The following is a 24310-nucleotide window of genomic DNA, read 5'->3' on the forward strand; positions in this document are numbered from 1 at the left end:
TGCGTGCCGGGCCCCTCCGTGCGTGCCGGGCCCCTCCGTGCGTGCCGGGCCCCTCCGTGCGTGCCGGGCCCCTCCGTGCGTGCCGGGCCCCTCCGTGCGTGCCGGGCCCCTCCGTGCGTGCCGGGCCCCTCCGCGCGTTCCGGCCGCCCCTCCGCGCGTTCCGGGCGCGCGGAGCACCGTACGGACGGGGGCGGCGGCGAAGGGCCTCAGGGGCCCGTCTGCGCCGCCAACTCCCTTGCTGCCTCGGTCAGGTCCTTCGCCGTGTCGATCGCCCGCCAGTAGGCCCCCTGGGGCAGCGGGAAGCCCGCCAGGCGGCGCTCGCGCGCCAGCCGCGGGAACGTGGTCCGCTCGTGGTCCCCCAAGTCGGGGAGCAGCGCGGCGAATTCGGGCCCGAAGACGTACACGCCGGCATTGACCGGATAGGGCGACGGCGGAGCCTCGATGAAGTCCAGGACCTGCCCGAACTCGTTCGTCTCCACCACCCCCCACGGAATCCGCGGCCGGGCCAGCGCGAGCGTCGCCACCGCGCCGCGCTCCGCGTGGAACGCGGCCATCTCGCGCAGCGAGAAACGGGTCCAGATGTCCCCGTTCGTCGCGTACCAGGCCCCGTCCGGGTGCGGGAGGTGGCGCGCCGCATGCTTCAGGCCGCCGCCCCGCCCGAGCGGCTCCTCCTCCACCACCGTCGTCACGCGCAGCGGCAACACCGCCTCCGCCAGCCACTCCTGGAGCACACCGGCGAGATGCCCGCACGAGACCACGGCGTCCGTGACGCCCTCCGAGGCCAGCCAGGCCAGCTGGTGGCCGATGATCGGCAGCCCCGTCCCCGGGATCTCGACCATCGGCTTGGGGCGGTCGTCCGTATACGGCCGCAGCCGCGACCCCTGGCCGCCCGCCAGGACGACTGCCTGGGAGGGGGCTGCGGGGAACGCGGCTGCGGGAGGAGCGGATCGGGTGGAGCGGGCGGAGCGGGCGGAGCGGCTTGAGGGAGGCGCGGGTTCGGCGTCGGTCATGCCGGCCAGCGTAGGGACGCGGCGGCTCAGCCCATGGAGGCGACGCCGGTCGCGTACGCGGTGTCGCACACGGGCCGGGCGAAGGACTGGGCCTTCGTCGGACCGTACGCGTCCACGGCCGCCCGCCCCAGCGCCCGCGCGATGCCCACGCAATGGGCGGCCAGCGACGGCCGCTTGTCCACCTCCTGCTGGAGGTGGGTCAGGACGTCACCCGGCTCCTGCCCCTGCTGGATCTCGCCGACGAGCTTGTCGCGCAGCACGTCCTGCGCCGCGCGCGGCTTCGCGGGGACGGACACGTCCTCGGCGGAGGCGGTGAGGATCTGGGAGGGGGACGTGTCCGCCCAGGGGACCATGGTGACCGCGAGGGTCCCGGACAGGACCAGGACGACGGGCAGGACCAGGGCGAGGGAACGGCCGATACGGCGGGCAGTGTGGGTCACGAGGGCGAGAGTAGCGCTCGGTGAGGATCCAGCGACATTCGGTCACTCTGACGAGGGACGTTTCGACGTGGCTTTTCGAATTGCGGGTTGACGGGCGGGGCGCAACGGCCGGTCTGCCGGGGTTGCGCACGGCGGCGGCACGACACGGAGAAGGGGCGCCCGACGGGACGCCCCTTCTCACCGTTTCACCGTCCGGGCGGTGTCAGCCGGAGAGCCGCTCGCCGGAGGAGGTCGAGAACACGTGGATCTCGCCGGCCCGCGGCACCACGTGCAGGGTCGAACCCTTCTCGGGCACCTGGCGGCCGCCCACGCGGACCACGAGGTCCTGCGAGCCCGCGGCCGAGGTCGCCGATCCGTACACGTACCCGTCGGCGCCGAGCTCCTCGACGACGTTCACGACGATCGTCAGACCGCCGGACTCGGCGATGTCGAAGTGCTCCGGGCGCACGCCCACCGTGACGGTACGGTCGCCCGCGTCGGCAGCGGCGGACAGCGCCTCGCGCGACACCGGGACCACGCTGTCGCCGAACTTCACGCCACCGTCGGTGATCGGGACCTCGACCAGGTTCATGGCCGGGGAGCCGATGAAGCCCGCGACGAACAGGTTCGCCGGGCGGTCGTACATGTTGCGCGGGGAGTCGACCTGCTGGAGCAGCCCGTCCTTGAGCACGGCCACGCGGTCGCCCATGGTCATGGCCTCGACCTGGTCGTGGGTGACGTAGACGGTGGTGATGCCCAGGTCGCGCTGGAGCGCCGCGATCTGCGTACGGGTGGAGACGCGGAGCTTGGCGTCGAGGTTCGACAGCGGCTCGTCCATGAGGAACACCTGCGGCTTGCGCACGATGGCGCGGCCCATGGCGACGCGCTGGCGCTGGCCGCCGGAGAGCGCCTTCGGCTTGCGGTCGAGGTACTGGGTGAGGTCCAGCATCTTCGCCGCGTCCTCCACCTTCTTGCGAATGGTGGCCTTGTCCTCACCGGCGATCTTGAGCGCGAAGCCCATGTTGTCGGCGACGGACATGTGCGGGTAGAGCGCGTAGTTCTGGAACACCATCGCGATGTCCCGGTCCTTGGGCGGCAGGTGCGTGACGTCGCGGTCGCCGATGCGGATGGCGCCGCCGTTGACGTCCTCCAGGCCGGCGAGCATGCGCAGCGAGGTGGACTTGCCGCAGCCGGACGGACCGACGAGGACGAGGAACTCGCCGTCCTCGATCTCCAGCTCCAACTGGTCGACGGCGGGCTTGTCGCCGCCGGGGTACAGCCGGGTCGCCTTGTCGAAAGTGACAGAAGCCATGGGTGATGAATCCCTTCTACCGGCAGGAACGTGCCGGACGATCCGAGTGGAAGGTCTAGTCCAGGTCACTGGACTCCGCCCGACGCTACCCGTCGCGGGGCCTCCTGTCAGCACCCCTGGCATCCCGATTGTGCAACCCGGCTGCTTCCGTGATCGCCGCCGGCACCTGCGGCACCTGCGGCACCTGCGGCACCTGCGGCACCTGCGGCACCTGCGGCACCTGTGGCGGCGCGGACGGCGCCGACGACCTCTTCGAGGTGTGGTGGCGGGGCGTTCCGGGGGCCCTCGGAGCGGCTCGGAGCGGCACACCCGTGCGTCCGGCGAACGTGCGCGCCAGGTGGTCAAGGGTGGCGGCTTCAATGCGATGGCTCGGGGAATCGGCCCCTGTGTAGAGTGATGGCGGCTCCGCTCGCGGTGGGTTCGCGGGTGGTGTTGTGCCTCCTTAGCTCAGTCCGGCCAGAGCAACGCACTTGTAATGCGTAGGTCGTCGGTTCGAATCCGACAGGGGGCTCCACTGCAGGAATGGGGAAGGCCCCGGGTGTTCACCCGGGGCCTTCCCCATGGGTCGGCGGCGGTGGGTCAGTGGCGGCCCGAGACGCGGTCGGCCAGGCGGGCCAGGGGGGTCGTCGTCGGTCGGTGGGTGAGGGTTTCGCGGCGGTCCGCCTCGCGGTAGGCGGCGTAGAGGGCCTGGACCCCGAGCCAGCGGAACGGTTCCGGCTCCCAGCGGCGGACGCGGTGCCCCACCCACGGGAGGGTGGTCAGGTCCGTGGAGTCGCCGAGGACCAGGTCGCGCAGGGTCCGGCCGGCGAGGTTGGTGGTGGCCACGCCCGAGCCGACGTAGCCGCCCGCCCAGCCCAGCCCCGTGGTGGCGTCCAGGGTGACGGTGGCGCACCAGTCGCGCGGGACGCCGAGGACGCCCGACCACGCGTGGGTGATCTCCGTGCCGGTGAGGGCCGGGAAGAAGGAGAAGAGGAGGTCGCGCAGGGAGTCGATGGTGGCCGGCTGGGTGCGGCCGTCATGGTCCGTGCGGGAGCCGAAGCGGTACGGGACCCCGCGGCCGCCGATCGCGATGCGGCCGTCGGCGGTGCGCTGGGCGTACATGTAGGCGTGGGCCATGTCGCCCAGGAGCGACGAGTCGGACCAGGCCAGCTGCTTCCAGGTCGACTCCGGGATCGGGGCCGTCACGATCATCGAGGAGTTCATCGGGAGCCACGCCCGCTTCTGGCCCTTGAGGCCGGCGGTGAACCCCTCCGTGCAGCGCAGGACGTACGGGGCGCGGACCGTCCCGTACGGGGTGACCGCCTTGCGGGGGGAGACGTCCGTGACCGGGGTGGATTCGTGGATCACCACGCCCAGGCGCTCGCAGGCCGCGGCCAGGCCCTTGGCCAGTTTCAGGGGGTGGATGCGGGCGCCGTGCGGGGTCCAGGTGGAGCCGACGGCGTCGGCCACGTCGATGCGGGCACGGGTGTCGGTGGCGTCGTAGAGCTCGCGGTCGGTCTCGCCGAAGGAGAGTTCGGCTGCGTGGAACGCCTTGAGGCGGGTGAGCTGGGCGGGGGTGCGGGCGACTTCGAGGACGCCGCCGCGGTGGATGTCGGCGTCGATGCCTTCCTTGGCGGCGGTGTCGATCACCTCGGTGACGGTGTCGTTCATGGCGCGCTGGAGGCGGAGGGCGGCCTGGTGGCCGTGGAGCGCGGCGTAGCGGTCGCGGCCGGCGATGCCGTTGTAGAGCCAGCCGCCGTTGCGGCCGGAGGCCCCGTAGCCGCAGAACTTCTGCTCCAGGACGGTGACGCGGAGGTCGGGCGCGGATGTCTTGAGGTAGTAGGCGGTCCACAGGCCGGTGTAGCCGCCGCCCACGATGACGACGTCGGCCGTGGCGTCGGCGGTGAGGGGTGCGCGGGGTGGGGTGGCCGGGGCGGTGTGGTCGGTCGCGTACCAGAAGGAGATGCCGCCGTTGATCGTCATGGGGGAGTTGCTACACCCCGTTTCGGACGGGTGTCCAGGGACTGGTTGTCGTGCTTCGGGGTGTGTTTCCAGGCCGGATGGCCGATGTGGGCGGGGCGGCGGGGGCCGTAGGGCGGTGGGGCGTTCTGGTGCGTTCCGGGTGAGAAGTCCGGTTCGTGGCGGGCGTACGCGGGGCAGGGCGCGCGGTGGCGGAACGCAGCGGGGGCGGGTGCGGCGGCCGTCGTAGCCTCGGGGATATGGCGGACGCGGTGGAGGTACCGGTGGCCCTGGCCGATGCGCAGGCCAGGTTCAACGGGGCGGCGGGGCGGGAGTTCGTCGCCGGGCTGCCCGCGCTGGCTGGCCGGCTCCTGGAGCGGTGGGAACTGAGGCGCACGGGGCCGGGGATGCACGGGGTGACGGCTCTGGTGCTGCCGGTGGAGCGTCCGGACGGCACGCCGGCCGTGCTGAAGCTGCAGCTGGTGGACGAGGAGAGCGCGGGCGAGCCGGTCGCGCTGCGCGCGTGGGACGGGGCGGGCGCCGTACGGCTGCTGGAGCACGACGGGGAGACGGGGGCGATGCTGCTGGAGCGGCTCGACGCGGGGCGGCCCCTGTCGGCGGTCGCGGAGCGGGACTCCCGTGAGGCGGTCCGCATCGTCGCGGACCTGCTGGCCCGGCTGACCGCGGTGCGGGCTCCGGCAGGGCTGCGCGGGCTCGGCGGGATGGCCGCCGGGATGCTCGATGCGGTGCCCGGGGCGCTGGCGCGGCTGGACGACGTACGGGACCGGCGGGTGGTGCGGGACTGCGCGGCGGCGGTGGCCGAGGTGGCGGGGGAGCCCGGGGACCGTTTGCTGCACTGGGACCTGCACTACGACAACGTGCTGGGCGTCGGCGACCGTGCCGGCGATGACGGCGATGACGGCGGCGATGACGGCGGCGGCGGGCGGGAGACGTGGCTGGCGATCGATCCGAAGCCGCTGGCCGGGGACCCGGGCTTCGACCTGCTGCCCGCCATCGGCAACAACTTCGCGGTGTCCGAGGTGCGGTGGCGGTTCGACCTGCTGACGGAGGCGCTGGGCCTGGACCGCGAGCGGGCGCGGGCGTGGACGCTGGGGCGGGTGCTGCAGAACTGCCTGTGGGACGTGGAGGACGGGGAGGGGCGGCTCCAGGAGGAGCAACTGGCTCTGGCCGAGGTGCTGCTGGGACGGCGTACGGCGGCCGGCTCTAGGGTGCGGGGATGATTCGAAGCGCTCAAGTCACCGATGTTCCCGTCATCCGCGCGATGATCCGTGAGCTCGCGGAGTACGAGAAGGTGCCCGACGAGGCACGGGCGACCGAGGAACAGCTGCGCGAGGCGCTGTTCGGGGAGCGGCCCGCGGCGTTCGCGCACATCGCGGAGTCGCCCGACGGGGAGGTCGTCGGATTCTCGTTGTGGTTCCTCAGCTTCTCGACGTGGCGCGGGGTGCACGGGATCTACCTGGAGGACCTGTACGTACGGCCGGGCGCGCGCGGAGGCGGTTACGGCAAGGCGCTGCTGAGGGAGTTGGCGCGGATCTGCGTGGAGCGCGGTTACGGGCGCCTGGAGTGGGCGGTGCTGAACTGGAACGCGCCGACGATCGCGTTCTACGAGGCCTTGGGCGCGCGGCCGCAGGACGAGTGGTCGGTGTACCGGTTGACGGACGGGCCGCTGGCGGAGCTGGGCTCGGACGGCGGGGAGGACCGGCGTCAGGGCGTGCTGCGGAAGTAGCGCCGGGAGCCCGAAGGGCGTGGTCCGCGGCGTCTGGTGCCGTGCCAGGCGTCGCGGCCCGGGCGGAACCTCGCAACACGCCCTCGCCGGCTATCCGCCGGCTAGCCGGCGAGCAGGGCCAGGACGCGGCGGACCGCCTCGGCCACGGGGGCGCCGACCTCGCCGACGAGCGCGGCGACGCCGGTGACGGCGCCGAGCGCTCGGCGGAAAGCGCCGGGCGCGGCGTTGCCGCCCTGGCGGATGGTTTCCAGGGACTCGTCGATGACCTGGCGGTCCTCGTCCGAGACCTGGCCGCGCAGCGTCTGGATCGCCCGGATCATGTCCTCGAAGACGGCCTGCGGGTCCTGCGCGCCCTGGTAGGTGTTCTGGATCCGGCCGATGCTGCCGGGGCCGGAGGCGTTGTAGGTGTCGCCGATCCGGCCGATCCGGCCGATGTGGCCGATGTGGACGGGCTCGTTGCCGTTCATCCGATCCTCCCGACGCCGCCGCTGCCGGAGGCGGTGTAGTTGTCACCGATCTGGCCGATGTTGTAGGTGTTCACCGGCCTGCTGAAGTCGGCCAGCGGGTCGTCGATGGCGTCCATGATGTCGAGGACGAGCTGCTGCACCTCCTGCTGGTCCCCGCTCGCGAGCAGGGTGCGGGGGGTTCCGGCGGTCTCGATGACCAGCGCGTAGTACGTCCGCGTGGTCAGGACGGAGACCAGTCGGTAGAGGAACAGCGCGGCGAGCGCCAGTGCGGCGAAGGTCACGCCGTTCTTCAACCCGTCGCTGGCCACGCCCTGGAACACGACGACCGCGATGGCCGTCACGATCCCCAGGGTCAGCATGGACTTGATGAAGCGGCCCACCGCCTGCCCGCGCGCGGGGTCGATCCGCCACGTCGTCGCGCGGGCGATGTTCTGCAGCGGGTACGCCTCGCCGCCTATCCAGAGCACTCTCTTGCTGACGCGCACCTGGATGACCTCACGCCTGGCCATTTAGTCTCCCCCTGAATGCCCGTCGTAGCGCACGCGATCCACGTCAATTGGGCTCTCAGCAAGCGCAATTGGCGAAGAGCCGGGGAATTTCCGGGGTGACCCTTAGGGGCTCCAGGAGGCCCTGCCGGCCGTGGCGCGCTCCTGGGCGCGGTGGGCGGCCGCGGCTTCGGCCGGGGGCGGTGCTGGACGGCGGGGCGCGCGCGGGCGGGCGGCGGCGGTGCTGCCGGCCCCGCCGGTGCCGCCGGTACCTGTCAGTGGTCTGCGTCACGATGGGCGCATGGCGCGCAAAGGGCAGCAGGAGACGGTGAAGGCGGCGCGGCGGCCGGAGGTGCGGCTGCCGGAGCTGGCGGTGTGGCAGGGGGGCGGGCTGGAGCCGGACGGGGACTACGACGGGCTGGAGTTCGCGGACCTGGACCTGACGGGGCAGGCGGGGGGCGGAGCCCGGTTCATGGACTGCGCGGTGCGCAGGTGCGCGCTGGACGAGGCGGGGCTGGTGAAGGCGCGGATCCTGGACTCGGTGCTGGAGGGGGTCCGGGGGGTGGGGACCGACCTGTCGGGGGCTTCGCTGCGGGACGTGGAGCTGGTGGACGCGCGGCTGGGCGGGGTGCAGGTGCACGGCGCGGTGCTGGAGCGTGTGGTGGTCCGGGGCGGCAAGATCGACTACCTGAACCTGCGGCAGGCGCGGCTGCGCGACGTGGTCTTCGAGGGGTGCGTGCTCGTGGAGCCGGACTTCGCGGGCGCGGTGCTGGAGCGGGTGGAGTTCCGGGACTGTGCGCTGCGGGGGGTGGATTTCAGCGGGGCGCGGATGACGGATGTGGATCTGCGGCCCGCGGCCGTGCTGGAGATCGCCCGGGGGGTGGAGGCGCTGGCCGGGGCCGTGATCAGCCCGGGGCAGCTGTTCGAGCTGGCCCCCGCCCTCGCCGCGCAGCTGGGGGTGCGGGTGATCGCGTAGCGGGGCCGGCGGATCCCTGCGGAGGCCCCCGGCAGCGGTGCCGCCCCCATCAATCCCGCCGGGCCCACCCGGGAGCCCGCCGGGCCCACCCGGGAGCGGCGCCGCGGCCCGCAGGGGTCAGGCCGGGACGCGGGGGAAGCGGGACTGGAGCATCCAGATGGCGGGGTTGTCGGCGAGGCCGTCGTGCATGTCGACGAGGTCGGCGATCAGGTCGTGCAGGAAGTCACGGGCCTCGCGGCGCAGCAGGCGGTGGCTGAAGGTCAGCGGCTCCTCGTCGCCCGGCATCCAGTCGGCCTCGACGTCGACCCAGCCGAAGCGGCGCTCGAAGAGCATCCGGTCGGTGGACTCGGTGAAGTCGAGTTCGGCGTACTGGCGGTTGGCCGAGCGGTTGCCGCGCGGGTCCTGGTCGAGCTGCTCGACGATGTCGCACAGGGCCCAGGCGAAGTCCAGGACGGGCACCCATCCCCAGGCTGTGGACACTTCCCGGTCCGTGACGGTGTCGGCGAGGTAGACGTCCCCGCAGAACAGGTCGTGACGCAGGCTGTGGACGTCCGCCGAGCGGTAGTCGGTCTGCGGGGGGTCGGGGAAGCGCCGGGAGAGGGAATAGCCGATGTCGAGCACGTACCCGATGGTGTCACGGGTACGGGTGTGTCCCGACCTCTGGTGTTCCCCCGCCGGTCAGGGCAGGAGGCGCTGTTCCTTCGCCACGGCGACGGCGCCCGCGCGGGTGTCGACGCCGAGCTTGTCGTAGATGCGGCCCAGGTGGGTCTTGACGGTGGCCTCGCTGATGAAGAGGGCGCGGGCGATGTCGCGGTTGCCGAGGCCGCGGGCCAGCTGGCCGAGGATGTCCAGTTCACGGTCGGTCAGCGTGGGGCGGGTGCCGCGCATGTGGGCCATGACGCGGCTGGCCACGGGCGGGGAGAGGGTGGTGCGGCCCTGGGCGGCCGAGTGGATCGCGGCGAAGAGCTCCTCGGGGCGTTCCGCCTTGAGGAGGTAGCCCGTCGCGCCCGCGCCGATGGCGCGGGTGATGTCCGCGTCCGTGTCGTAGGTGGTGAGGACCAGTACGTGCGGGGGCCGGGGGAGGGCGGTGATGCGGCGGGTGGCCTCGACCCCGTCGATGCCCTCGCCGAGCTGGAGGTCCATGAGGACCACGTCGGGGAGCAGCTTCGCGGCCAGCGCCACGGCCTCCTCGCCGCTGCCCGCCTCGCCGAGGACCTCGATGTCGGGCTCGCTGCCGAGGAGGGCCAGGAGTCCGGCGCGGACCACCACGTGGTCGTCGCAGAGCAGGATCGTCGTCATCCGGTGGGCTCCAGGGGGACGGCCGCGGAGAGGACGGTGCCCTCGCCCGGCGTGGATTCGACGGTCAGGGTGCCGCCGAGCTGGCGTACGCGGGCGCGCATGGCGGGGAGGCCGTGGCCGCGGTCCCCGGCTTCGCCCCGGGTCCGGGGGAAGCCGTGGCCGTCGTCGGCGATGTCCAGGACCACTTGGTCGCCGAGGAAGCTCAGGGTGAGCGCGGCCGTCCGGGCGCCGGAGTGTTCGCGGACGTTGGCCAGTGCGCCCTGGGCTATGCGCAGCAGGGCGGACTGGACCCGGTCGGGCAGCGCGGCCGGGGTGCCTTCGAGGTGGAAGCGGACCTCGATGTCCGGGCCGGCGTCCAGGGCGCGCAGGGCGTCGGCGAGGCCGGCGCCGTCCGCGAGTTCGGCCGGGGCCAGGTCGTGGACCAGGCGGCGGGCCTCGGCGAGGCCCCGGGCGGCGATGCCGGTGGCGGTACGGACGTGCGCGCGGGCCGTGGCGGGGTCGCTGTCCCAGGTGCGGTCGGCGGCCTGGAGGAGCATCTGCTGGCTGGAGAGGTTCTGGGCGAGGGTGTCGTGGATCTCCATGGACAGCCGCTGGCGTTCGGCGAGGGTGCCCTCGCGGCGTTCGGTGGCGGCCAGTTCCCGGCGGGTGCGGATCAGGTCGTCGATCAGCGCGCCCTGGGCCTGGGCCTGGCGCTCCATGTGGACGAAGACGGCCGTGGCGAGGGCGGCGACGGCGGGCGGGGCGAGGAGCAGGTTGGGGTCGAAGGACCCGGCCAGCTTCAGCTGGGCGATCACCACGAAGCCGGTGAGCAGGGCGACGAGGACGACCGCGGCGCGCGGGGGCAGGGTGCGCAGGGCGGTGAAGAAGAGCGGTACGGCGCACCAGGCGAAGCTCGGCGCCAGGACGACCAGGACCACCCAGGTGCTGACGATCAGCCCGAGCCAGAGGGTCCGCCGGGCGGTGGGGGCGGCGCCGACCGCGGGGCCGAGCACGTAGAGGAGGGCCAGCGTGATGCTGAGGGCGATGACCCACGGGGTGCGGGGTTCGCCCGGGTGGCGCAGGAGGAAGCGGGCCAGGGAGGCGCCGAGGAGCAGGAAGAACGCGGTGTGCGCGACCGTGGCCAGCGTTCGGGTGTCGCGTGGCGTTGCGGGGGTCACGGGGTGCTCCTGGGCTCGGGCCTTGTGTCCATTGTTGCCTGCGGCGCCGTCGGCGGGGCTGCGTCCCGGACCTGCGTCCCGGACCTGCGTCCCGGACATGCCCTGGACCTGCCCCGGACCTGCGCCGCGCACCTGCGGCTCGCACTCAGGGCTGGCCGGCCCGGTGGGCGTGACCAGCCAATACGGTCGTGGCGGCGGTGCGCATCGACCGATCGGATGACCCCGGCGTCAGCCGCTGCGGTAGGCGGTGGGAGCCGGTACGCCGACGGGACGGAAGGGGGTCCGGGGACAGGCTTGGAGCAGTCACCGCGTCACCGTCCTCAGGAGCAGAGATGAACACCCGCACCCGCGTTCTCACCGGCACCGCCCTCGTCGTCGCGCTCGGCGCCGGGACCTTCGGCGCCGTCAGCGCCAGCGCCACCCCCGCCGCCGCTCCGGCCGCCGCCTCCTCGAAGAAGGACGAGCCGGCCGACAAGAACTTCACCACCTCGACGCACCTCACCATCGACGCAGCCACCCGCGCCGCCCAGGCCGCGCTCCAGGCCGCCCAGAACGAGAACCAGAAGGTGACGGTCGCGGTCGTGGACCGCAACGGCAACACCGTCGTCACCCTCCGCGGCGACGGCGCGGGCCCGCAGTCCTACGAGTCGGCGCAGCGCAAGGCCTTCACCGCCGTGTCCTGGAACGCCCCGACCTCGGTGCTCGCGGGCCGCCTCGCCCAGACCCCGAACCTGAAGGACATCCCCGGCACCCTCTTCCTCGGCGGGGGTACCCCGGTCCAGGCGGGCGGCGCTCCGGTCGCCGGCATCGGCGTGGCCGGCGCCCCGAGCGGCGACCTGGACGAGAAGTTCGCCAAGGCCGGCGCCGACGCCCTCGCCAAGTAGGCGGGACCCCGCCCGCCCAGTGCTGTGGCCGGAAGGGTTTGCCGTGCCGGGGGCCGCGACCCGGGGGACCCCGCCGGCCGCATCACTAGGATCGAGCGCGTGGAACACCGCGCTCTTCACCGCCTCGCCGCCCCCGCCGCCGCCGTCCTGCTCGCCCTCACCACGGGGTGTACGGACGGCACCGTGCAGGGGCGGCCGGGTGCGTCGGGGCTGCGCGACCCCTACTTCCCCAAGGCCGGCAACGGCGGCTACCAGGTCGACCACTACGACCTGGACCTGGACTACGACCCTGCCGACGGCCGGCTGCACGGCACGGCGGTGATCACCGCCCGCGCCGAGCAGGGGCTCAGCTCCTTCAACCTCGACCTCAGCGGTCTGAGCGTCGAGGGCGTGACGGTGCAGGGCGCCGGGGCCCGGTACAACCGGACCGGAAACGAGCTGACCGTGCGCCCGGCCGAGGACCTGGAGAAGGGCGAGGTCTTCGTCACGGAGGTCGACTACTCCGGCAGGCCGAAGGCCCTCACCGACGCGGACGGTGCCAAGGAGGGCTGGATCACCACGGACGACGGCGCGGTGGGCGTCGGCGAGCCGGTGGGTTCGATGACCTGGTTCCCGGGCAACCACCACCCCAGCGACAAGGCCGCGTACGACATCACGATCACGGTGCCGCAGGGCTACGAGGCCGTGTCGAACGGCGAATTGCGCTCGCGGACCACCGGCGCCGACGGGCGGACCGTGTTCGCGTGGCACAGCCCGGAGCCGATGGCGAGCTATCTGGCGACCGCCGTCGTCGGCAAGTACCGGGTGGCGACCGGGCGGACCCCGTCGGGGGTCGCGGTGTACAACGCGGTGGCGCCCGGCGAGGCGGCGGCGAGCGCGGGGGTCCTCGCGCGGCTGCCCGAGATGGTGGAGTGGGGCGTCGGCCGGTTCGGTCCGTACCCCTTCGGTACGGCGGGGGCGGTCGTGCTGCCCGCCGGGACCCTCGGCTATGCGCTGGAGACCCAGACCAAGCCCGTCTTCCCCGGCGCGACCGACGAGGAGACCCTGGTGCACGAGCTAGCCCACCAGTGGTTCGGCAACTCGGTGTCGCCCAAGTCCTGGAAGGACATGTGGCTCAACGAGAGCTTCGCGACGTACGCGGAGTGGCTGTGGGCCGAGGACCACGCCGGGACCACCGCGCAGCAGGAGTTCGACGCGTTCCTGGCCGGTGACACGGACGTCGACGAGGACGCGGGCTCCGGCTGGGACGCCTTCCCGCCGGCCGCCCCGCCCGGGCCCGAGGACATCTCCGCGAGGCCGGTGTACGTGCGCGGTGCGATGGTGCTGCACCGGATCCGCCAGGAAGTGGGCGACGAGAAGTTCTTCGCCCTGCTGCGCGGCTGGGCGGCCGACCACCGGCACGGCAACGTGAATACGGCCGACTTCACCGCCTACGCGCAGGAGAAGACCGGGCACGACCTGAAGAAGGTCTGGGACGTGTGGCTGTACGGGACGGGCCGCCCCGAGTAGGCCCTGCCGCCTTGCCGCCTTGCCGCCTTGCTGCCTTACGGGGCCCGGGGCCCGGGCTCCGGGCCGTACCGGCTCCGGCCTCGTGGCCTGCCGGGCGATCAACCGAGCGGGCGGCGACGGCGAAGCCCCCTCCCCGGACGGGAGGGGGCTTCGGCCGCGGTGGTGCGCTCCGCCGCGGGGCGGGACTCAGACGTTGACGCCGAAGTCCTGCGCGATGCCGGTGAGGCCCGAGGCGTAGCCCTGGCCGACCGCGCGGAACTTCCACTCGGCGCCGTTGCGGTAGAGCTCGCCGAAGACCATGGCGGTCTCGGTCGCCGCGTCCTCGGAGAGGTCGTAGCGTGCGATCTCGGCGCCGCCGGCCTGGTTCACGACGCGGATGTACGCGTTGCGGACCTGGCCGAAGTTCTGGCTGCGGGCCTCGGCGTCGTAGATGGAGACCGGGAAGACGATCTTGTCCACGTCGGCCGGGAGGCCGGCGAGGTTGACGTTGATGGCCTCGTCGTCGCCCGCGCCCTCGCCGGTGCGGTTGTCACCGGTGTGGACGATGGTCTGGTCCGGGGTGGACTTGTTGTTGAAGAAGACGAAGTGGCCGTCGGAGACGACCTTGCCCGTCGCGTTCACGGCGATGGCCGAGGCGTCGAGGTCGAAGTCGACACCGGTCGTCGTACGGACGTCCCAGCCGAGGCCGACCGTGACGGCAGCGAGGCCGGGGGCCTCCTTCGTGAGCGAGACGTTGCCGCCCTTGGACAGGCTGACAGCCATGGGAATGTCCCTTTCCTCATCCGACATGCATGTGCAGGCGGTCAAATTACCGCTCGCCCCTATAACGCCACGAGAGGCCCGGCAGGTTCCCGTGTGAAAAATGCGGGTGACGGAAATGAGGGTGACGGGGCGGGGGCGGGCACGGATCATAGGACGCATGTCTGGTCCCCATGTCATCCGCGGTTCGGTCGTGCTCCCCGAGGGCGAGCTCGCCTGGCGTTTTTCGCGGTCCTCCGGCCCGGGCGGCCAGCACGTGAACACCTCGGACTCCCGCGTGGAACTGCTCTTCGACCTGGCGGCGACGAACGCGCTGCCCGAGGTGTGGAAGGCGCGGGCGCTGGAGCGGCTCGCCTCCCGCCTCGTCGACGGGGTGGTGACCGTACGGGCCTCCGAGCACCGCTCGCAGTTCCGCAATCGCGAGATGGCACTGGTCCGGCTGGCGTCGCTGCTGGCCGAGGCGACCGCGCCGCCGCCGAAGCCGCGCCGGGCGACGAAGATCCCGCGGGGGATCAACGAGCGACGGCTGCGGGAGAAGAAGGCGCGGGCCGAGACCAAGCGGGGCCGGACCGGCCGGGATTGGTAGCGCCGCCCCTGCGCGGGCCCCGGGTCGGGACCTCGCGGCGGACCCGGGGCCGCGCCGGGCGGGGCTACTGGCCCAGGTGGCGGTAGCGGCCGCGGAAGTACGTCAGCGGCTGTCCGTCCGGGGAGGGCAGGCCGGCGGCCAGGACGCGGCCGATCACCAGGGTGTGGTCGCCCGCCTCGACGCGGTTCTCCGTACGGCATTCGAGGGTGGCCAGGGCGCCGCTCAGCAGCGGGGCGCCCGACACCTCGCCGCGCACGTACGGGAGGTCCGCGAAGAGCAGCCGGTCGCTGATCCGGCCCTTCATGGCGAAGCGGCCGGCGACCTGGAGCTGGTGGTCGGCGAGGAGCGAGACCGCCCACAGCGGCTGCTCCGCGAGCAGGTCGTCCATCCGGGAGCCCTCGCGCAGGCTCACCAGGACCAGGGGCGGGTCCACGGAGACGGACATGAAGGCGGTCGCCGTCATGCCGACGTCCTCGCCGCGCGGGCCGTCCGCCGTCAGGGGGGTCTCGTGCGCGGTGATCAGACACACGCCCGCCGCCAGCCGGGACATGGCTGCCCGGAACTCGTCGTTGCTCACCCCCTCAGCATGGGGGCTGGCATGGGGCGGGGTGGTTACGGGGATCGTCTTCAGCACGCTCGAACGCTAATCCCGCCCTTCCGCGCGCACATCGGGCCCTGGTCCGAGTCGCGTCCCCGCCCCTCGGCCTAGGCCCCGGCGTATCGTTTGCTCCCGGGAATGAGAGGGGGGCGGCCCCTGTGGCATATGCCCCGCGGTGCGCCGTTAATCATCTCGTGTGACTTGAGTCACAGAGAGCAAGATTTGTTGACCCTGTGTACCTGCCGCACAGCTCACTGTGATTCAGTGGACGGGACACCGCAACGAAACGCCGATGACAAACCTGGAGTTGCTGTCGAGGTCTCGGGGAGAGCGAGCAATGGAGACCGAGTCGGAGCCGTACGTCCGTCTTGCGACCCTGCGGCAGCTGCACCGGGTGGTGGCCCAGCTCAATACGGCCAGGAGCCTGGCGGACACCCTGCAGACCGTCGTGGACGGCATCGTCGTGGGCCTCGGCTACGAACTCGCCTGTGTCAACCTCGTCCGGCCCGACGGTGATCTGGTCGTCGCCGCCTTCGCCGGGGACCCCGCCGCGGAGGCCCTCATCACCGGCCGCGTCGGCTCCCGCAGTTCCTGGGAACGCCGTCTGACGATGGGTGAGAACTGGGACGGCCTGCGCTTCATCCCGCACACCGAGGGCTGGGTCCTCATGGAGGACGACGTCCCCCAGTGGCACACGGAGGGCCCCGAGCCGCGCTTCGAGGACGAGTGGCACCCCGAGGACCGGCTCTATGCGCCGATGTATGCGTCTGGCGGGGAACTTCTGGGTGTCATTTCCGTGGACAGACCGCGCAACGGCCGCCGGCCCGGCGCCTGGGGCCGCGAGGCGCTCCAGATGTACGCCTTCCAGGCGGCGATTGCGATCAGCAATGCCAGGCTCCGCGCGAACATGCAGCGCGCCCTGGTCCGGCTGGAGCGCGAGCAGCAGGCGTTGCGGGCCAGTGAAGAGTCGTTCCGCCAGGCCTTCGAGTACGCGCCCAGCGGCATGGCCATCGCCGAGATGGGCGGGGACCAGCACGGCCGGCTGCTGCGGACCAACGACGCGCTGTGCCGGCTGCTGGGCCGCCCGGCGTCGGTCCTGCGCCGCTATTCGTTCTCCGACCTCGTCCACCCCGAGGACATCGGCACCCTGCTGCGGACCTCCGCCGAGGGGGGCCGCGCAGAGCTGCGCCTGGGCCGGCGCGACGGCACGTACGTCTGGGTCTCCCTGCGCAACTCCGTCGTCGCCGACGCCGCCGACGGCCCGCGGTTCCTGCTCACGCACGTCGAGGACATCGAGGAGCGCAAGCGGCACGAGCTCCAGCTCGCCCACCGCGCCAGCCACGACTCGCTGACCGGTCTGCCCAACAGCGCCGAGCTGCGCTCCCGGCTCGGCGCCCGGCTGTGCCGCAGGCCGCAGTCCGTCCGGGCCACCGCCGTGGAGGCCCTGGACGCGGCCTACGAGGGGCGCGAGGCGCATCCCGGGCACGGCGACGGGTACGAGGTACGGGGCGAGGCGGGTGGTGCCGGTGAGCACCGCTTTCAGGCAGACGGCCCCGACCGGTTCCCGGGGGCCGACCCGCTCGACTACGCCGGGACGCTGCCCGCCCAGGCGGACGGCCCCTACGACCACCACGTGCACACCGTGGCGCCGACGACGGACGTCGACGACGGCACGAAGGGGCTCGCGGTGCTCTTCTGCGACCTCGACGGCTTCAAGTCGATCAACGACCGGTTCGGGCACCACACGGGTGACGCGGTCCTGATCGAGGTGGCCCGGCGGCTGACGACGGGCGTCAGGGACGGTGACACCGTCGCCCGACTGGGTGGCGACGAGTTCGTCGTCCTTGCCGACGGCCTGGGCGCGGCGGACGCCGCCGACCTCGCCGTCCGGCTGCGCAACGCGATCATCCCGCCGATCCGGGTCGACGGCCGCGCGGTGCGTGTCGGAGCCAGTTTCGGCATCGGCTGGGCCAGCTGCGGCATGTCGGCGGACGAGGTGCTGCGCTCGGCCGACCAGCGGATGTACATCGAGAAGAGGTCCCGCTCCAAGGCGCACCGCCGGGCGGGCTGAGGCGATCGGGCGCCCGTGGGTGCACCTGTTCGGGGTAGGCTCCCGGGGGTCGAAAGGAGTGACCTGCGATGACGACGCCCGCGAACAACGGCCCGCACGGTGGGGCGAACAAGCCCGAGGACGACGATCCGTTCGGCTATCTCTACGCGGACGGCCAGGCGGCCGGAGCCGCCCCGCCCACGTCGGGCGGTGGATACGGCTACCCGGGGCCCGGGGCAGGCGGTCCTTCCGGTGCGCAGCCGGGTGTTCCCCGTACCTCGCACCACCAGGTGCGGACGGTCGGCGAGCGCAGGAACGGCGGCGGCCAGCGCGGCCCCCTCCCCCAGCAGCAGGGTGCCGCACAGCAGCCGCCCTACCAGGCGCAGTACCAGGCTCCCGAGGCGCTCCAGGCGGGCGGCTACGGCGTTCCGCCGCAGCAGTCCCCGCAGCAGACGCAGACGATCGCGCACTCGGGCGGGCACGGCGGCCACGGCGGCGGTGGCGGCTCCGGCCGCAAGGGTCTGCTCATCGCGGCCGTCGCGGTGGTCGCCGCGGTCGCGATCGGCATCGGCGCGGCCCTCGCCTTCGGCGGCGGCGACAAGGACAAGAAGGGCGGCAACGCGGCGGGCGGCAACCAGCAGTCGGCCGCCCCGCAGAACCCGTCGAGCCCGCCCCCGAGCGGCTCCCCGCAGCCGACGGAGGCCGAGCTGCCGAAGGCGGACTTCGCCGGCGCCGGCATGTCCCTGACGGGCGGCGCGCTGCTGCAGAACACGGTGCCGGGCGCCAAGAGCGCGGGCGGCCAGTACGTGGGCGGCCTGAACCAGCTGGGTGCGGCGGCCACATGGACGCTGGACGTCCCCAAGGCGGGCCAGTACAAGCTGAAGATGACCTACGGGGTGCCGGGCAAGGACGCCAACACCACGCTGACCATCAACGGCGAGGTGCAGACCCGGCCGATCAACATGAAGAACTTCTCGAAGGCCGCCGAGGGCGACTGGGCCAAGGGCTGGACCAACACGTACTCGCTGGTGCAGCTCAAGCAGGGCTCGAACACGATCAGGATCTCGTGCGAGGCCGGCAACCAGTGCGACGTGAACCTCGACCAGCTCTGGCTCGAAAAGGGGTAGGGCGGTGAGGCCCTAGCCGGCCGTCACCTTCACCGACCCCCGTACCTCCTCGTAGGTGCGGGGGTCGAACTCTCCCGCCGCCGGGGCGTGCACCGTGGCCGCCGAGAGGGCGACCGCGCGGGCGAGGCGCTCGGGCCAGTCCAGGCCCTCCGTCAGGCCCGAGAGCAGGCCCGCGACCGCGGAGTCGCCGGCGCCCGTGGGGTTGCCGGTCAGGGCGCGGGGCGGGGCGGCCTGCCACGTGCCCTCGGGGGTGGCGGCCAGCAGGCCGGCCGGGCCGAGCGAGGTGATCACCGCGTGGGCGCCCCGGCGGCGGGCGTCGCGGGTGGCGGGGAGCGGCTCGCGCGATCCGGTCAGCTCGGCCAGCTCGGCGGCGTTCGGCTTGATCATCTCGGGGCGGGCGGCGACGCCGCGGCGCAGGGCCTCGCCGCTGGTGTCCAGGAGCACCGGGACCCCGGCCGCGCGGGCGGTCCGCACGAGCACCGCGTACGCGCCCACCGGCACGCCGGGCGGGAGGCTGCCGCACAGGGCCACGGCGCGGGCTCCGGCCAGCAGGGCCTCGTAGCGGGCCAGGAAGCCCGCCCACTCCGCGGGGGTGATCTGCGGGCCCGGCTCGTTGAACTGAGTGGTGTCGCCGGAGGCGTCGTCGGCCACGGCCAGCGTGCGGCGCGTGGTGCCCGCGCAGGGGACCAGGGCGTCCACCACGCCCGGGGACTGCGCGAGCAGTTCCCGTACGACGGCGCCGACCGGGCCGCCCGCGAAGCCGGTGGCCGTCACCTCGTGGCCGAGGGCGGCCAGTACGCGGGCCACGTTGATCCCCTTGCCGCCGGGGCGCTCGCCCACCGCGGCGACCCGGTGCGAGGCGTGCGGGAGCAGCCGCGGCACGCGGTAGGTCACGTCGAGCGCGGTGTTGAGCGTGACGGTCAGGATCATGGGCACCCCCGGGTCTGTTGCTGCCGGGATCATGCCAAAGAGAAGGCGGTCGGCCCAGTCCTGGGGGCGGCCGCCCTCCTCCGTACAGCCGGTTGGCCGTCAGGAACCCGCCCCGGGGGCCGGGCTGACGACCCATTCGCCGCGCCGCATGACCCCCTTGAGGTCGAACCCGGCGTCCAGGACGACCAGGTCGGCGTACTTGCCGGGCTCCAGCGAGCCGATCTCGTCGTACAGACCGAGCAGCTTGGCCGGGTTGGCGGAGATCGCCTGGACCACGGACTCCACCGGCAGCCTGTCGACGGTGACCGAGCGCCTGAAGGCGGTGTCCAGGGTCAGGGTCGAACCTGCGATGGAGCCGCCCTCCACGAGGCGGGCCACGCCCTCCTTGACCTCGACCTCCAGCGGGCCGAGGTGGTAGGTCCCGTCGCCGAAGCCCGCCGCGTCCATCGCGTCGGTGATCAGCGCGACCCGGTGGGCGCCCGCGTGGTGGAACGCCAGCTCCAGCATGGCGGGGTGCAGGTGCGTGCCGTCGTTGATCAGCTCGACGGTGACCCGCTCGTCCTCCAGCAGCGCCGCGATCGGGCCGGGGGCGCGGTGGGCGAGGCCGGGCATCGCGTTGAAGAGGTGGGTGGCCACGGTCGCGCCCGCGTCGATGGCCTGGCGCGTCTGGTCGTACGTGGAGTCCGTGTGGCCGACCGCGGCGATGACCCCGTGCTCGGCCAGCAGCCGTACGGAGTCCAGGCCGCCCGGCAGTTCGGTGGCGAGGGTGAACATCCGGGCGGCGCCGTGCGCGGCGTCGACGAGCTTGCGGACCTCGGCCGGGTCGGGGTCGCGCAGCAGCTCCTCCTTGTGCGCGCCCTTGCGGCAGGCGTTGATGAACGGCCCCTCGAAGTGGATGCCCGCGATCTCGCCCTGCTGGGTCAGCTCGGCCAGCAGCCCGGCCCGCCGGGCCAGTTCGTCCAGGTCCCCGGTGACGGTGGAGGCGACCAGGGTGGTGGTGCCGTGCTCGCGGTGGGTGCGGACGCCCGTCAGGACCTCCTCGGCGGTGCCGGAGGTGAACGAGGCGCCGCCGCCTCCGTGGTTGTGCATGTCGACGAAGCCGGGGACGATCCAGTGCCCGGACAGGTCCACGACCCGCACGTCCTCCCGGGCGCTGCCGGCGATGCGGTCACCGTCGACGATGACCCGTCCGTTGGCCACGGTTCCGGTGGGCAGCACCACCCTGGCGCCGGAGAGAACAGTGCTGTGCGCGCTTCCGGACATCAGGCAGGTACCTCCGTGGCGAGTAGGTCCCAGGCGAGCAGCCCTGCGCCCAGGCATCCGGCGGTGTCCCCGAGGGCCGCCGGAACGATGTGGGGGAGCCGCTGGAACGTCACGCGCTCCTCCACGGCCGTCCGTAGTGGTGTGAACAAGGTTTCCCCGGCCTCGGCGAGCCCGCCACCGATGATCAGGGTGCGCGGGTCCAGCAAGGTGATGGCGGTGACCAGCCCGTCTGCGAGGGCGCCGACGGCGGCCAGCCACACCTCCTCGGCGCGCGCGTCCCCGGATTCGACGGCCCCGGCGCAGTCCGCGGCGTCGGCGCTGGGGTCGCCGCAGGCGGCCGCCCAGGCGCGGCTGACGGCGGAGGCGGAGGCGAGGGTCTCCAGGCAGCCGTGCTGGCCGCAGCCGCAGGCCGGGCCGCCGGGGCGGACCACGATGTGGCCGATCTCGCCCGCGTAGCCGTGGGCGCCGGCCTCGATGCGGCCGCCGATGCCGATGGCTCCGGCGATGCCGGTGCCCAGCGGCACGAACAGGAAGCGGTCGGCTCCGCGGCCCGCGCCGATGCGGCCCTCGGCGAGTCCGCCGGTGCGCACGTCGTGGCCGAGGGCGACCGGGATGCCGCCGAGGCGCCGGCCGAGCAGGGCGCGCATCGGTACGTCGCGCCAGCCGAGGTTCGCCGCGTAGACGGCGATCCCGTTCTCGGCGTCGACGATGCCGGGGACGGCGACCCCGGCGGCCGAGGCGGGCTGTGCGAACTGCTCCCGGCCGATGTCGAGGAGCTCGGCGGCGAAGTCCTGGATCGCCTCGACGACGGCGTCGGGGCCCCGCTCGCGGCTGGTGGCGCGGCGCGCCTCGTGCAGCAGGGTGCCGTCGGCGGCGACCAGGGCGGCCTTCATCCCGGTGCCGCCCACATCGAGGGCGATGACGTGTTTCACGGATTTCACAGGTGACAGTCTCGCGTGCTCGGCGGGGAAAGGTCTAGTCCATTGGAGGGGATTGTTGAGCGGCCATACAAATTCGGGACCACGGTCCGGATCCGGATGTGAACGAGCCGCCAAAGTGGTGTAGACCTTACGTGGATCGTACGTACAACAAGGGGTGGACGAGAACTGTGAAGCGCCGATACCTGAGCCTGGCCGCGTCCGGCGCCGCACTGTGCCTGACGGCGGTGACGCTGACCGGCTGCGGGGCGCTCGGCGGACTCACCGGGGACAACGAGGTGACCCTGCGGGTCGTGGCGGCCGAGTACGGGGACAATCCGCAGAACTCGTCCGCGACGTACTGGAAGACGCTCGCCGACGGCTTCGAGAAGGCCAACCCGGGGATCAACGTCGAGGTCAGCGTCTACTCCTGGTCGGAGGTCGACGCCAAGGTCGCCGAGATGGTCAAGGCGGGCAAGGCCCCCGACATCGCTCAGATCGGCGCCTACGCCGACTACGCGGAGGCGGGCAAGCTGTACACGGCGGACGAGCTGCTCTCCGTCAAGACCGAGGCCGACTTCCTCGGGCCGCTCGCCGACGCGGGCAAGGTCAAGCGGGTCCAGTACGGCCTGCCCTTCGTGGCCAGCACCCGGCTGCTCTTCTACAACGAGAAGCTCCTGGCCGACGCCGGGGTCATCGCCAAGGACGCCAGGAACGGCTGGCAGCCCAAGAGCTGGGCGGAGCTGGAGGCGGCCGCGAAGAAGCTCAAGGGCGCCGGCGTCCAGACGCCCTTCGCGCTGCCGCTGGGCCGCGAGGAGGCGCAGGCCGAGACGATGATGTGGATGCTCGCGGGCGGCGGCGGCTACACCGACAACGAGGAGCAGTACTCCATCGACTCCGCCGAGAACGTCAAGGCCCTGGAGTTCCTGCGGGACAAGATGGTCGGGCAGGGGCTGACCGGGCCGGCCGAGCCGGGCAGGACGAACCGGCAGGACGCCTTCGACGCCTTCACGCGCGGCGAGGTCGGCATGCTCAACGGCCACCCCACGCTGATCAAGCAGGCGGCCGGGAAGGGCGTCAAGTTCGGCATGGTGACCATGCCGACCCTCGACGGCGGCGAGCACTCGGCGATGGGCGTCGCGGACTGGGTGATGGCCTTCAAGAACGGCCACCCGAAGGAGGCCGGCGCGTTCCTGGACCACCTCTACCAGGCGGAGAACGTGACCGCCTTCACCACCAAGTACGACCTGCTCCCGGTCACCACCACCGGCTACCGTGCCGTGCAGGCCGGAAAGGGCGGCGCCGCGCCGCAGCTGAAGACCTTCCTGGACGCGCTGCCGAGCTCGCGGCTCTACCCGGTCGGCAAGAAGTCCTGGGCGGGCGTCAGCGAGGACATCAAGCAGAACATCGGCAAGTCGGTCCAGCCGGGCGGGCAGCCGGCGCAGGTGCTGGAGCAGATCGCCGGGGCGGCGCGGGCGGCCGACAGGCACTGACGCGGGCCGGGGGCGCGGCGGCGGGGGGCGCGACGGCGGGGCACGACCGCGGGGCACGACCGCGGGGCGCGACGGCCCCGGGCGGTCGGGCCCCTGTCGGTGGGCGGCGTTAATCTGGCCGTATGACGGACGAGGGGCAGCTGACGGCCACGGAGGCCGCGGTGCTCGCGTACGAGGGGCGCACGTGGCCCGGGCCCGGGGCCAAGGAGCGCGCGATACGGGAGGGGCTGGGGATGGCCCCGGTCCGCTACTACCAGCTGCTCAACGCGCTGATGGACGACCCCCGCGCGCTGGCGCACGCCCCCGGCACGGTGAACCGGCTGCGCCGGATCCGCGAGGCCCAGCGGGCCAGGCGATAGCCGTCACGCCGCTGGGCCGTTAGGGTCGTCCGTATGGGGAGCCATCCGCACGACTTGCCGATGCCCGTCACCGCAGCCGGACGCGAGGGACTCGAAGCCCTGCTCCGCGCACCCCGCCGGTCCGTGATCGCCCTGGACTTCGACGGGACCCTCGCCGACATCGTCCCGGACCCGGACCAGGCACGGGCCCACCCCGCAGCCGTACCCGCCCTGGCCGCGCTGGCCCCCGAGGTGGCCTCGGTGGCCGTGGTCACCGGCCGGCCGGCGGGCGTGGCCGTCCGCTACGGCGGCTTCGCCGGGGTCCCCGGGCTGGAACACCTGGTGGTCCTCGGCCACTACGGGGCCGAGCGCTGGGACGCCGTCACCGGGATCGTCCACGCCCCCGCCGAACACCCCGGGGTGGCGGCGGTACGGGCCGAGCTGCCGGGATTCCTGGACTCGATCGGGGCCTGGCGGGGCACGTGGATCGAGGAGAAGGGCCGGGCGCTGGCGGTCCACACCCGCCGCGCCGAGGACCCGGAGGCGGCCTTCGCGGCGCTCCGCGAACCCCTGGCCGAGCTGGCCGCCCGGCACGGGCTGATGGTCGAACCGGGCCGCGCCGTGCTGGAGCTCAGGCCGCCGGGCACGGACAAGGGCGTCGCCCTGACGGAGTTCCTCGCGGAGACGGACGCGGGACCGGTGCTGTACGCGGGCGACGACCTGGGCGACCTGGCCGCGTACTCGGCGGTCGAGAAGCGCCGGGCCGACGGCCTGCCGGGGCTGCTGGTGTGCAGCGGCTCCGTCGAGGTCCCGGAGCTCGCCGCGCGCGCCGACCTGGTCCTGCCGGGCCCCGGCGCGGTGGCGGCCTTCCTGGCCGCCCTCGCCGCGGCCCTGCGGTCCTGACCTGCGGGTCCGTCGTCGGGGGGGGGGGGGGGGGGCGCCCCCCCCCCCCCCCCCCCCCCCCCCCCCCCCCGGGGGCGCCGGGGGGAGCCCCCGGGCGCGGTAAAAAAAAAAAACACACACCCCAACAAAAAAAAGAACAGAGG

The 24310-nt window shown here is 73.2% G+C and carries 25 protein-coding genes and 1 tRNA gene; 12 read left to right on the forward strand and 14 right to left on the reverse strand.

Going from position 1 to position 24310, the window contains the following annotated elements; all coding sequences use genetic code 11:
• Positions 1 to 206 precede the first annotated feature (206 nt).
• The 3 genes from ACFCZ1_RS10500 to ACFCZ1_RS10510 all read right to left on the reverse strand — a co-directional run bounded on the left by ACFCZ1_RS10500 (position 207) and on the right by ACFCZ1_RS10510 (position 2741).
• On the reverse strand, positions 207 to 1010 hold the full coding sequence (locus ACFCZ1_RS10500) for an NDP-sugar synthase (RefSeq protein ID WP_376677986.1): 804 nt from the start codon (positions 1008 to 1010) through the stop codon (positions 207 to 209).
• Between the two features lie 26 nt (positions 1011 to 1036).
• Positions 1037 to 1450: a hypothetical protein gene (locus tag ACFCZ1_RS10505; RefSeq protein WP_376677987.1), complete on the reverse strand. Its 414-nt coding sequence runs from the start codon at positions 1448 to 1450 to the stop codon at positions 1037 to 1039.
• Between the two features lie 202 nt (positions 1451 to 1652).
• Positions 1653 to 2741: an ABC transporter ATP-binding protein gene (locus tag ACFCZ1_RS10510; protein ID WP_376677988.1), complete on the reverse strand. Its 1089-nt coding sequence runs from the start codon at positions 2739 to 2741 to the stop codon at positions 1653 to 1655.
• 436 nt (positions 2742 to 3177) lie between these two features.
• Between ACFCZ1_RS10510 and ACFCZ1_RS10515 the strand changes: the two genes are divergently transcribed.
• Positions 3178 to 3255 (forward strand) — tRNA-Thr (locus ACFCZ1_RS10515).
• Positions 3256 to 3320: 65 nt separating this feature from the next.
• On the opposite strand, the gene ACFCZ1_RS10520 is transcribed toward ACFCZ1_RS10515, so the two are convergent.
• Positions 3321 to 4703: an NAD(P)/FAD-dependent oxidoreductase gene (locus ACFCZ1_RS10520; protein ID WP_376677989.1), complete on the reverse strand. Its 1383-nt coding sequence runs from the start codon at positions 4701 to 4703 to the stop codon at positions 3321 to 3323.
• Between the two features lie 236 nt (positions 4704 to 4939).
• Here ACFCZ1_RS10520 and ACFCZ1_RS10525 point away from each other — a divergent pair, with 236 nt between their 5' ends.
• Together ACFCZ1_RS10525 and ACFCZ1_RS10530 are read left to right on the forward strand one after the other, a co-directional pair.
• On the forward strand, positions 4940 to 5920 hold the full coding sequence (locus tag ACFCZ1_RS10525; RefSeq protein ID WP_376677990.1) for an aminoglycoside phosphotransferase family protein: 981 nt from the start codon (positions 4940 to 4942) through the stop codon (positions 5918 to 5920).
• Positions 5917 to 6426: a GNAT family N-acetyltransferase gene (locus ACFCZ1_RS10530; protein WP_376677991.1), complete on the forward strand. Its 510-nt coding sequence runs from the start codon at positions 5917 to 5919 to the stop codon at positions 6424 to 6426. Before ACFCZ1_RS10525 ends, ACFCZ1_RS10530 begins: the two co-directional genes overlap by 4 nt.
• A gap of 101 nt (positions 6427 to 6527) precedes the next feature.
• On the opposite strand, the gene ACFCZ1_RS10535 is transcribed toward ACFCZ1_RS10530, so the two are convergent.
• Both ACFCZ1_RS10535 and ACFCZ1_RS10540 read right to left on the reverse strand, forming a co-directional pair.
• Positions 6528 to 6893, reverse strand: coding sequence for a hypothetical protein (locus tag ACFCZ1_RS10535; protein WP_376677992.1), 366 nt, complete (start codon positions 6891 to 6893; stop codon positions 6528 to 6530).
• Positions 6890 to 7402: a DUF6232 family protein gene (locus tag ACFCZ1_RS10540; RefSeq protein WP_376677993.1), complete on the reverse strand. Its 513-nt coding sequence runs from the start codon at positions 7400 to 7402 to the stop codon at positions 6890 to 6892. Before ACFCZ1_RS10540 ends, ACFCZ1_RS10535 begins: the two co-directional genes overlap by 4 nt.
• Before the next feature lie 277 nt (positions 7403 to 7679).
• Between ACFCZ1_RS10540 and ACFCZ1_RS10545 the strand changes: the two genes are divergently transcribed.
• On the forward strand, positions 7680 to 8354 hold the full coding sequence (locus tag ACFCZ1_RS10545; RefSeq protein ID WP_376677994.1) for a pentapeptide repeat-containing protein: 675 nt from the start codon (positions 7680 to 7682) through the stop codon (positions 8352 to 8354).
• A gap of 117 nt (positions 8355 to 8471) precedes the next feature.
• Here the strand turns inward: ACFCZ1_RS10545 and ACFCZ1_RS10550 are convergent, their stop codons facing one another.
• The 3 genes from ACFCZ1_RS10550 to ACFCZ1_RS10560 are packed head-to-tail and all read right to left on the reverse strand — an operon-like array spanning position 8472 to position 10909.
• Positions 8472 to 8975: a hypothetical protein gene (locus tag ACFCZ1_RS10550; protein ID WP_376677995.1), complete on the reverse strand. Its 504-nt coding sequence runs from the start codon at positions 8973 to 8975 to the stop codon at positions 8472 to 8474.
• A 57-nt stretch (positions 8976 to 9032) separates the two neighbouring features.
• The gene (locus ACFCZ1_RS10555; protein ID WP_376677996.1) at positions 9033 to 9653 is read right to left on the reverse strand and encodes a response regulator; all 621 of its coding nucleotides are present in this window, start codon (positions 9651 to 9653) and stop codon (positions 9033 to 9035) included.
• Positions 9650 to 10909, reverse strand: coding sequence for a histidine kinase (locus tag ACFCZ1_RS10560; RefSeq protein WP_376677997.1), 1260 nt, complete (start codon positions 10907 to 10909; stop codon positions 9650 to 9652). Before ACFCZ1_RS10560 ends, ACFCZ1_RS10555 begins: the two co-directional genes overlap by 4 nt.
• Before the next feature lie 233 nt (positions 10910 to 11142).
• Here ACFCZ1_RS10560 and ACFCZ1_RS10565 point away from each other — a divergent pair, with 233 nt between their 5' ends.
• Complete coding sequence (locus ACFCZ1_RS10565; protein ID WP_376677998.1) at positions 11143 to 11694, forward strand: heme-binding protein; 552 nt, start codon at positions 11143 to 11145, stop codon at positions 11692 to 11694.
• Between the two features lie 99 nt (positions 11695 to 11793).
• A complete protein-coding gene (locus ACFCZ1_RS10570) occupies positions 11794 to 13203 on the forward strand; it encodes a M1 family metallopeptidase (protein ID WP_376677999.1) in 1410 nt (469 codons plus the stop codon).
• Positions 13204 to 13389: 186 nt separating this feature from the next.
• Here the strand turns inward: ACFCZ1_RS10570 and ACFCZ1_RS10575 are convergent, their stop codons facing one another.
• On the reverse strand, positions 13390 to 13965 hold the full coding sequence (locus ACFCZ1_RS10575; protein WP_362395804.1) for a TerD family protein: 576 nt from the start codon (positions 13963 to 13965) through the stop codon (positions 13390 to 13392).
• Positions 13966 to 14122: 157 nt separating this feature from the next.
• Between ACFCZ1_RS10575 and arfB the strand changes: the two genes are divergently transcribed.
• Positions 14123 to 14548: an alternative ribosome rescue aminoacyl-tRNA hydrolase ArfB gene (arfB, locus tag ACFCZ1_RS10580; RefSeq protein ID WP_376678000.1), complete on the forward strand. Its 426-nt coding sequence runs from the start codon at positions 14123 to 14125 to the stop codon at positions 14546 to 14548.
• A 64-nt stretch (positions 14549 to 14612) separates the two neighbouring features.
• On the opposite strand, the gene ACFCZ1_RS10585 is transcribed toward arfB, so the two are convergent.
• Complete coding sequence (locus ACFCZ1_RS10585) at positions 14613 to 15098, reverse strand: flavin reductase family protein (protein ID WP_376678243.1); 486 nt, start codon at positions 15096 to 15098, stop codon at positions 14613 to 14615.
• 385 nt (positions 15099 to 15483) lie between these two features.
• Between ACFCZ1_RS10585 and cdgB the strand changes: the two genes are divergently transcribed.
• Positions 15484 to 17217, forward strand: coding sequence for a diguanylate cyclase CdgB (cdgB, locus tag ACFCZ1_RS10590; RefSeq protein WP_376678001.1), 1734 nt, complete (start codon positions 15484 to 15486; stop codon positions 17215 to 17217).
• Between the two features lie 68 nt (positions 17218 to 17285).
• Positions 17286 to 18323 carry a CBM35 domain-containing protein gene (locus ACFCZ1_RS10595; RefSeq protein WP_376678002.1) on the forward strand — a complete coding sequence of 346 codons (1038 nt, stop codon included), beginning with the start codon at positions 17286 to 17288 and terminating at the stop codon, positions 18321 to 18323.
• Positions 18324 to 18335: 12 nt separating this feature from the next.
• Here the strand turns inward: ACFCZ1_RS10595 and ACFCZ1_RS10600 are convergent, their stop codons facing one another.
• The 3 genes from ACFCZ1_RS10600 to ACFCZ1_RS10610 form a co-directional block, all read right to left on the reverse strand.
• Positions 18336 to 19253 carry a 1-phosphofructokinase family hexose kinase gene (locus tag ACFCZ1_RS10600; RefSeq protein ID WP_376678003.1) on the reverse strand — a complete coding sequence of 306 codons (918 nt, stop codon included), beginning with the start codon at positions 19251 to 19253 and terminating at the stop codon, positions 18336 to 18338.
• A 99-nt stretch (positions 19254 to 19352) separates the two neighbouring features.
• On the reverse strand, positions 19353 to 20516 hold the full coding sequence (gene nagA / locus ACFCZ1_RS10605; protein WP_376678004.1) for an N-acetylglucosamine-6-phosphate deacetylase: 1164 nt from the start codon (positions 20514 to 20516) through the stop codon (positions 19353 to 19355).
• Positions 20516 to 21448 (reverse strand): ROK family protein, encoded by a 933-nt coding sequence (locus ACFCZ1_RS10610; protein ID WP_376678244.1) that lies wholly within the window; start codon positions 21446 to 21448, stop codon positions 20516 to 20518. The genes nagA and ACFCZ1_RS10610 overlap by 1 nt, the downstream gene beginning before the upstream one ends.
• 176 nt (positions 21449 to 21624) lie before the next feature.
• Between ACFCZ1_RS10610 and ACFCZ1_RS10615 the strand changes: the two genes are divergently transcribed.
• The 3 genes from ACFCZ1_RS10615 (at position 21625) to otsB (ending at position 24167) form a co-directional block, all read left to right on the forward strand.
• On the forward strand, positions 21625 to 22926 hold the full coding sequence (locus ACFCZ1_RS10615; protein WP_376678005.1) for an extracellular solute-binding protein: 1302 nt from the start codon (positions 21625 to 21627) through the stop codon (positions 22924 to 22926).
• Between the two features lie 122 nt (positions 22927 to 23048).
• A complete protein-coding gene (locus tag ACFCZ1_RS10620; protein ID WP_123079326.1) occupies positions 23049 to 23285 on the forward strand; it encodes a DUF3263 domain-containing protein in 237 nt (78 codons plus the stop codon).
• Between the two features lie 33 nt (positions 23286 to 23318).
• On the forward strand, positions 23319 to 24167 hold the full coding sequence (gene otsB, locus ACFCZ1_RS10625) for a trehalose-phosphatase (RefSeq protein WP_376678006.1): 849 nt from the start codon (positions 23319 to 23321) through the stop codon (positions 24165 to 24167).
• Positions 24168 to 24310: the final 143 nt, after the last annotated feature.

Origin of the sequence: Streptomyces sp. NPDC056224 (genome assembly GCF_042267665.1) — a bacterium.
In the GTDB taxonomy this organism is placed as follows: domain Bacteria; phylum Actinomycetota; class Actinomycetes; order Streptomycetales; family Streptomycetaceae; genus Streptomyces.

What these genes read in the sequence shown, in the direction of transcription:
- ACFCZ1_RS10500 (WP_376677986.1), bottom strand. Translation starts at nt 1,010, where the DNA reads ATGACCGACGCCGAACCCGCGCCTCCCTCAAGCCGCTCCGCCCGCTCC.
- ACFCZ1_RS10510 (WP_376677988.1), bottom strand. Translation starts at nt 2,741, where the DNA reads ATGGCTTCTGTCACTTTCGACAAGGCGACCCGGCTGTACCCCGGCGGC.
- ACFCZ1_RS10520 (WP_376677989.1), bottom strand. Translation starts at nt 4,703, where the DNA reads ATGACGATCAACGGCGGCATCTCCTTCTGGTACGCGACCGACCACACC.
- ACFCZ1_RS10525 (WP_376677990.1), top strand. Translation starts at nt 4,940, where the DNA reads ATGGCGGACGCGGTGGAGGTACCGGTGGCCCTGGCCGATGCGCAGGCC.
- ACFCZ1_RS10530 (WP_376677991.1), top strand. Translation starts at nt 5,917, where the DNA reads ATGATTCGAAGCGCTCAAGTCACCGATGTTCCCGTCATCCGCGCGATG.
- ACFCZ1_RS10535 (WP_376677992.1), bottom strand. Translation starts at nt 6,893, where the DNA reads ATGAACGGCAACGAGCCCGTCCACATCGGCCACATCGGCCGGATCGGC.
- ACFCZ1_RS10540 (WP_376677993.1), bottom strand. Translation starts at nt 7,402, where the DNA reads ATGGCCAGGCGTGAGGTCATCCAGGTGCGCGTCAGCAAGAGAGTGCTC.
- ACFCZ1_RS10545 (WP_376677994.1), top strand. Translation starts at nt 7,680, where the DNA reads ATGGCGCGCAAAGGGCAGCAGGAGACGGTGAAGGCGGCGCGGCGGCCG.
- ACFCZ1_RS10555 (WP_376677996.1), bottom strand. Translation starts at nt 9,653, where the DNA reads ATGACGACGATCCTGCTCTGCGACGACCACGTGGTGGTCCGCGCCGGA.
- ACFCZ1_RS10560 (WP_376677997.1), bottom strand. Translation starts at nt 10,909, where the DNA reads ATGTCCGGGACGCAGGTCCGGGACGCAGGTCCGGGACGCAGCCCCGCC.
- ACFCZ1_RS10565 (WP_376677998.1), top strand. Translation starts at nt 11,143, where the DNA reads ATGAACACCCGCACCCGCGTTCTCACCGGCACCGCCCTCGTCGTCGCG.
- ACFCZ1_RS10575 (WP_362395804.1), bottom strand. Translation starts at nt 13,965, where the DNA reads ATGGCTGTCAGCCTGTCCAAGGGCGGCAACGTCTCGCTCACGAAGGAG.
- arfB (WP_376678000.1), top strand. Translation starts at nt 14,123, where the DNA reads ATGTCTGGTCCCCATGTCATCCGCGGTTCGGTCGTGCTCCCCGAGGGC.
- ACFCZ1_RS10585 (WP_376678243.1), bottom strand. Translation starts at nt 15,098, where the DNA reads ATGTCCCGGCTGGCGGCGGGCGTGTGTCTGATCACCGCGCACGAGACC.
- cdgB (WP_376678001.1), top strand. Translation starts at nt 15,484, where the DNA reads ATGGAGACCGAGTCGGAGCCGTACGTCCGTCTTGCGACCCTGCGGCAG.
- ACFCZ1_RS10595 (WP_376678002.1), top strand. Translation starts at nt 17,286, where the DNA reads ATGACGACGCCCGCGAACAACGGCCCGCACGGTGGGGCGAACAAGCCC.
- ACFCZ1_RS10600 (WP_376678003.1), bottom strand. Translation starts at nt 19,253, where the DNA reads ATGATCCTGACCGTCACGCTCAACACCGCGCTCGACGTGACCTACCGC.
- nagA (WP_376678004.1), bottom strand. Translation starts at nt 20,516, where the DNA reads ATGTCCGGAAGCGCGCACAGCACTGTTCTCTCCGGCGCCAGGGTGGTG.
- ACFCZ1_RS10620 (WP_123079326.1), top strand. Translation starts at nt 23,049, where the DNA reads ATGACGGACGAGGGGCAGCTGACGGCCACGGAGGCCGCGGTGCTCGCG.
- otsB (WP_376678006.1), top strand. Translation starts at nt 23,319, where the DNA reads ATGGGGAGCCATCCGCACGACTTGCCGATGCCCGTCACCGCAGCCGGA.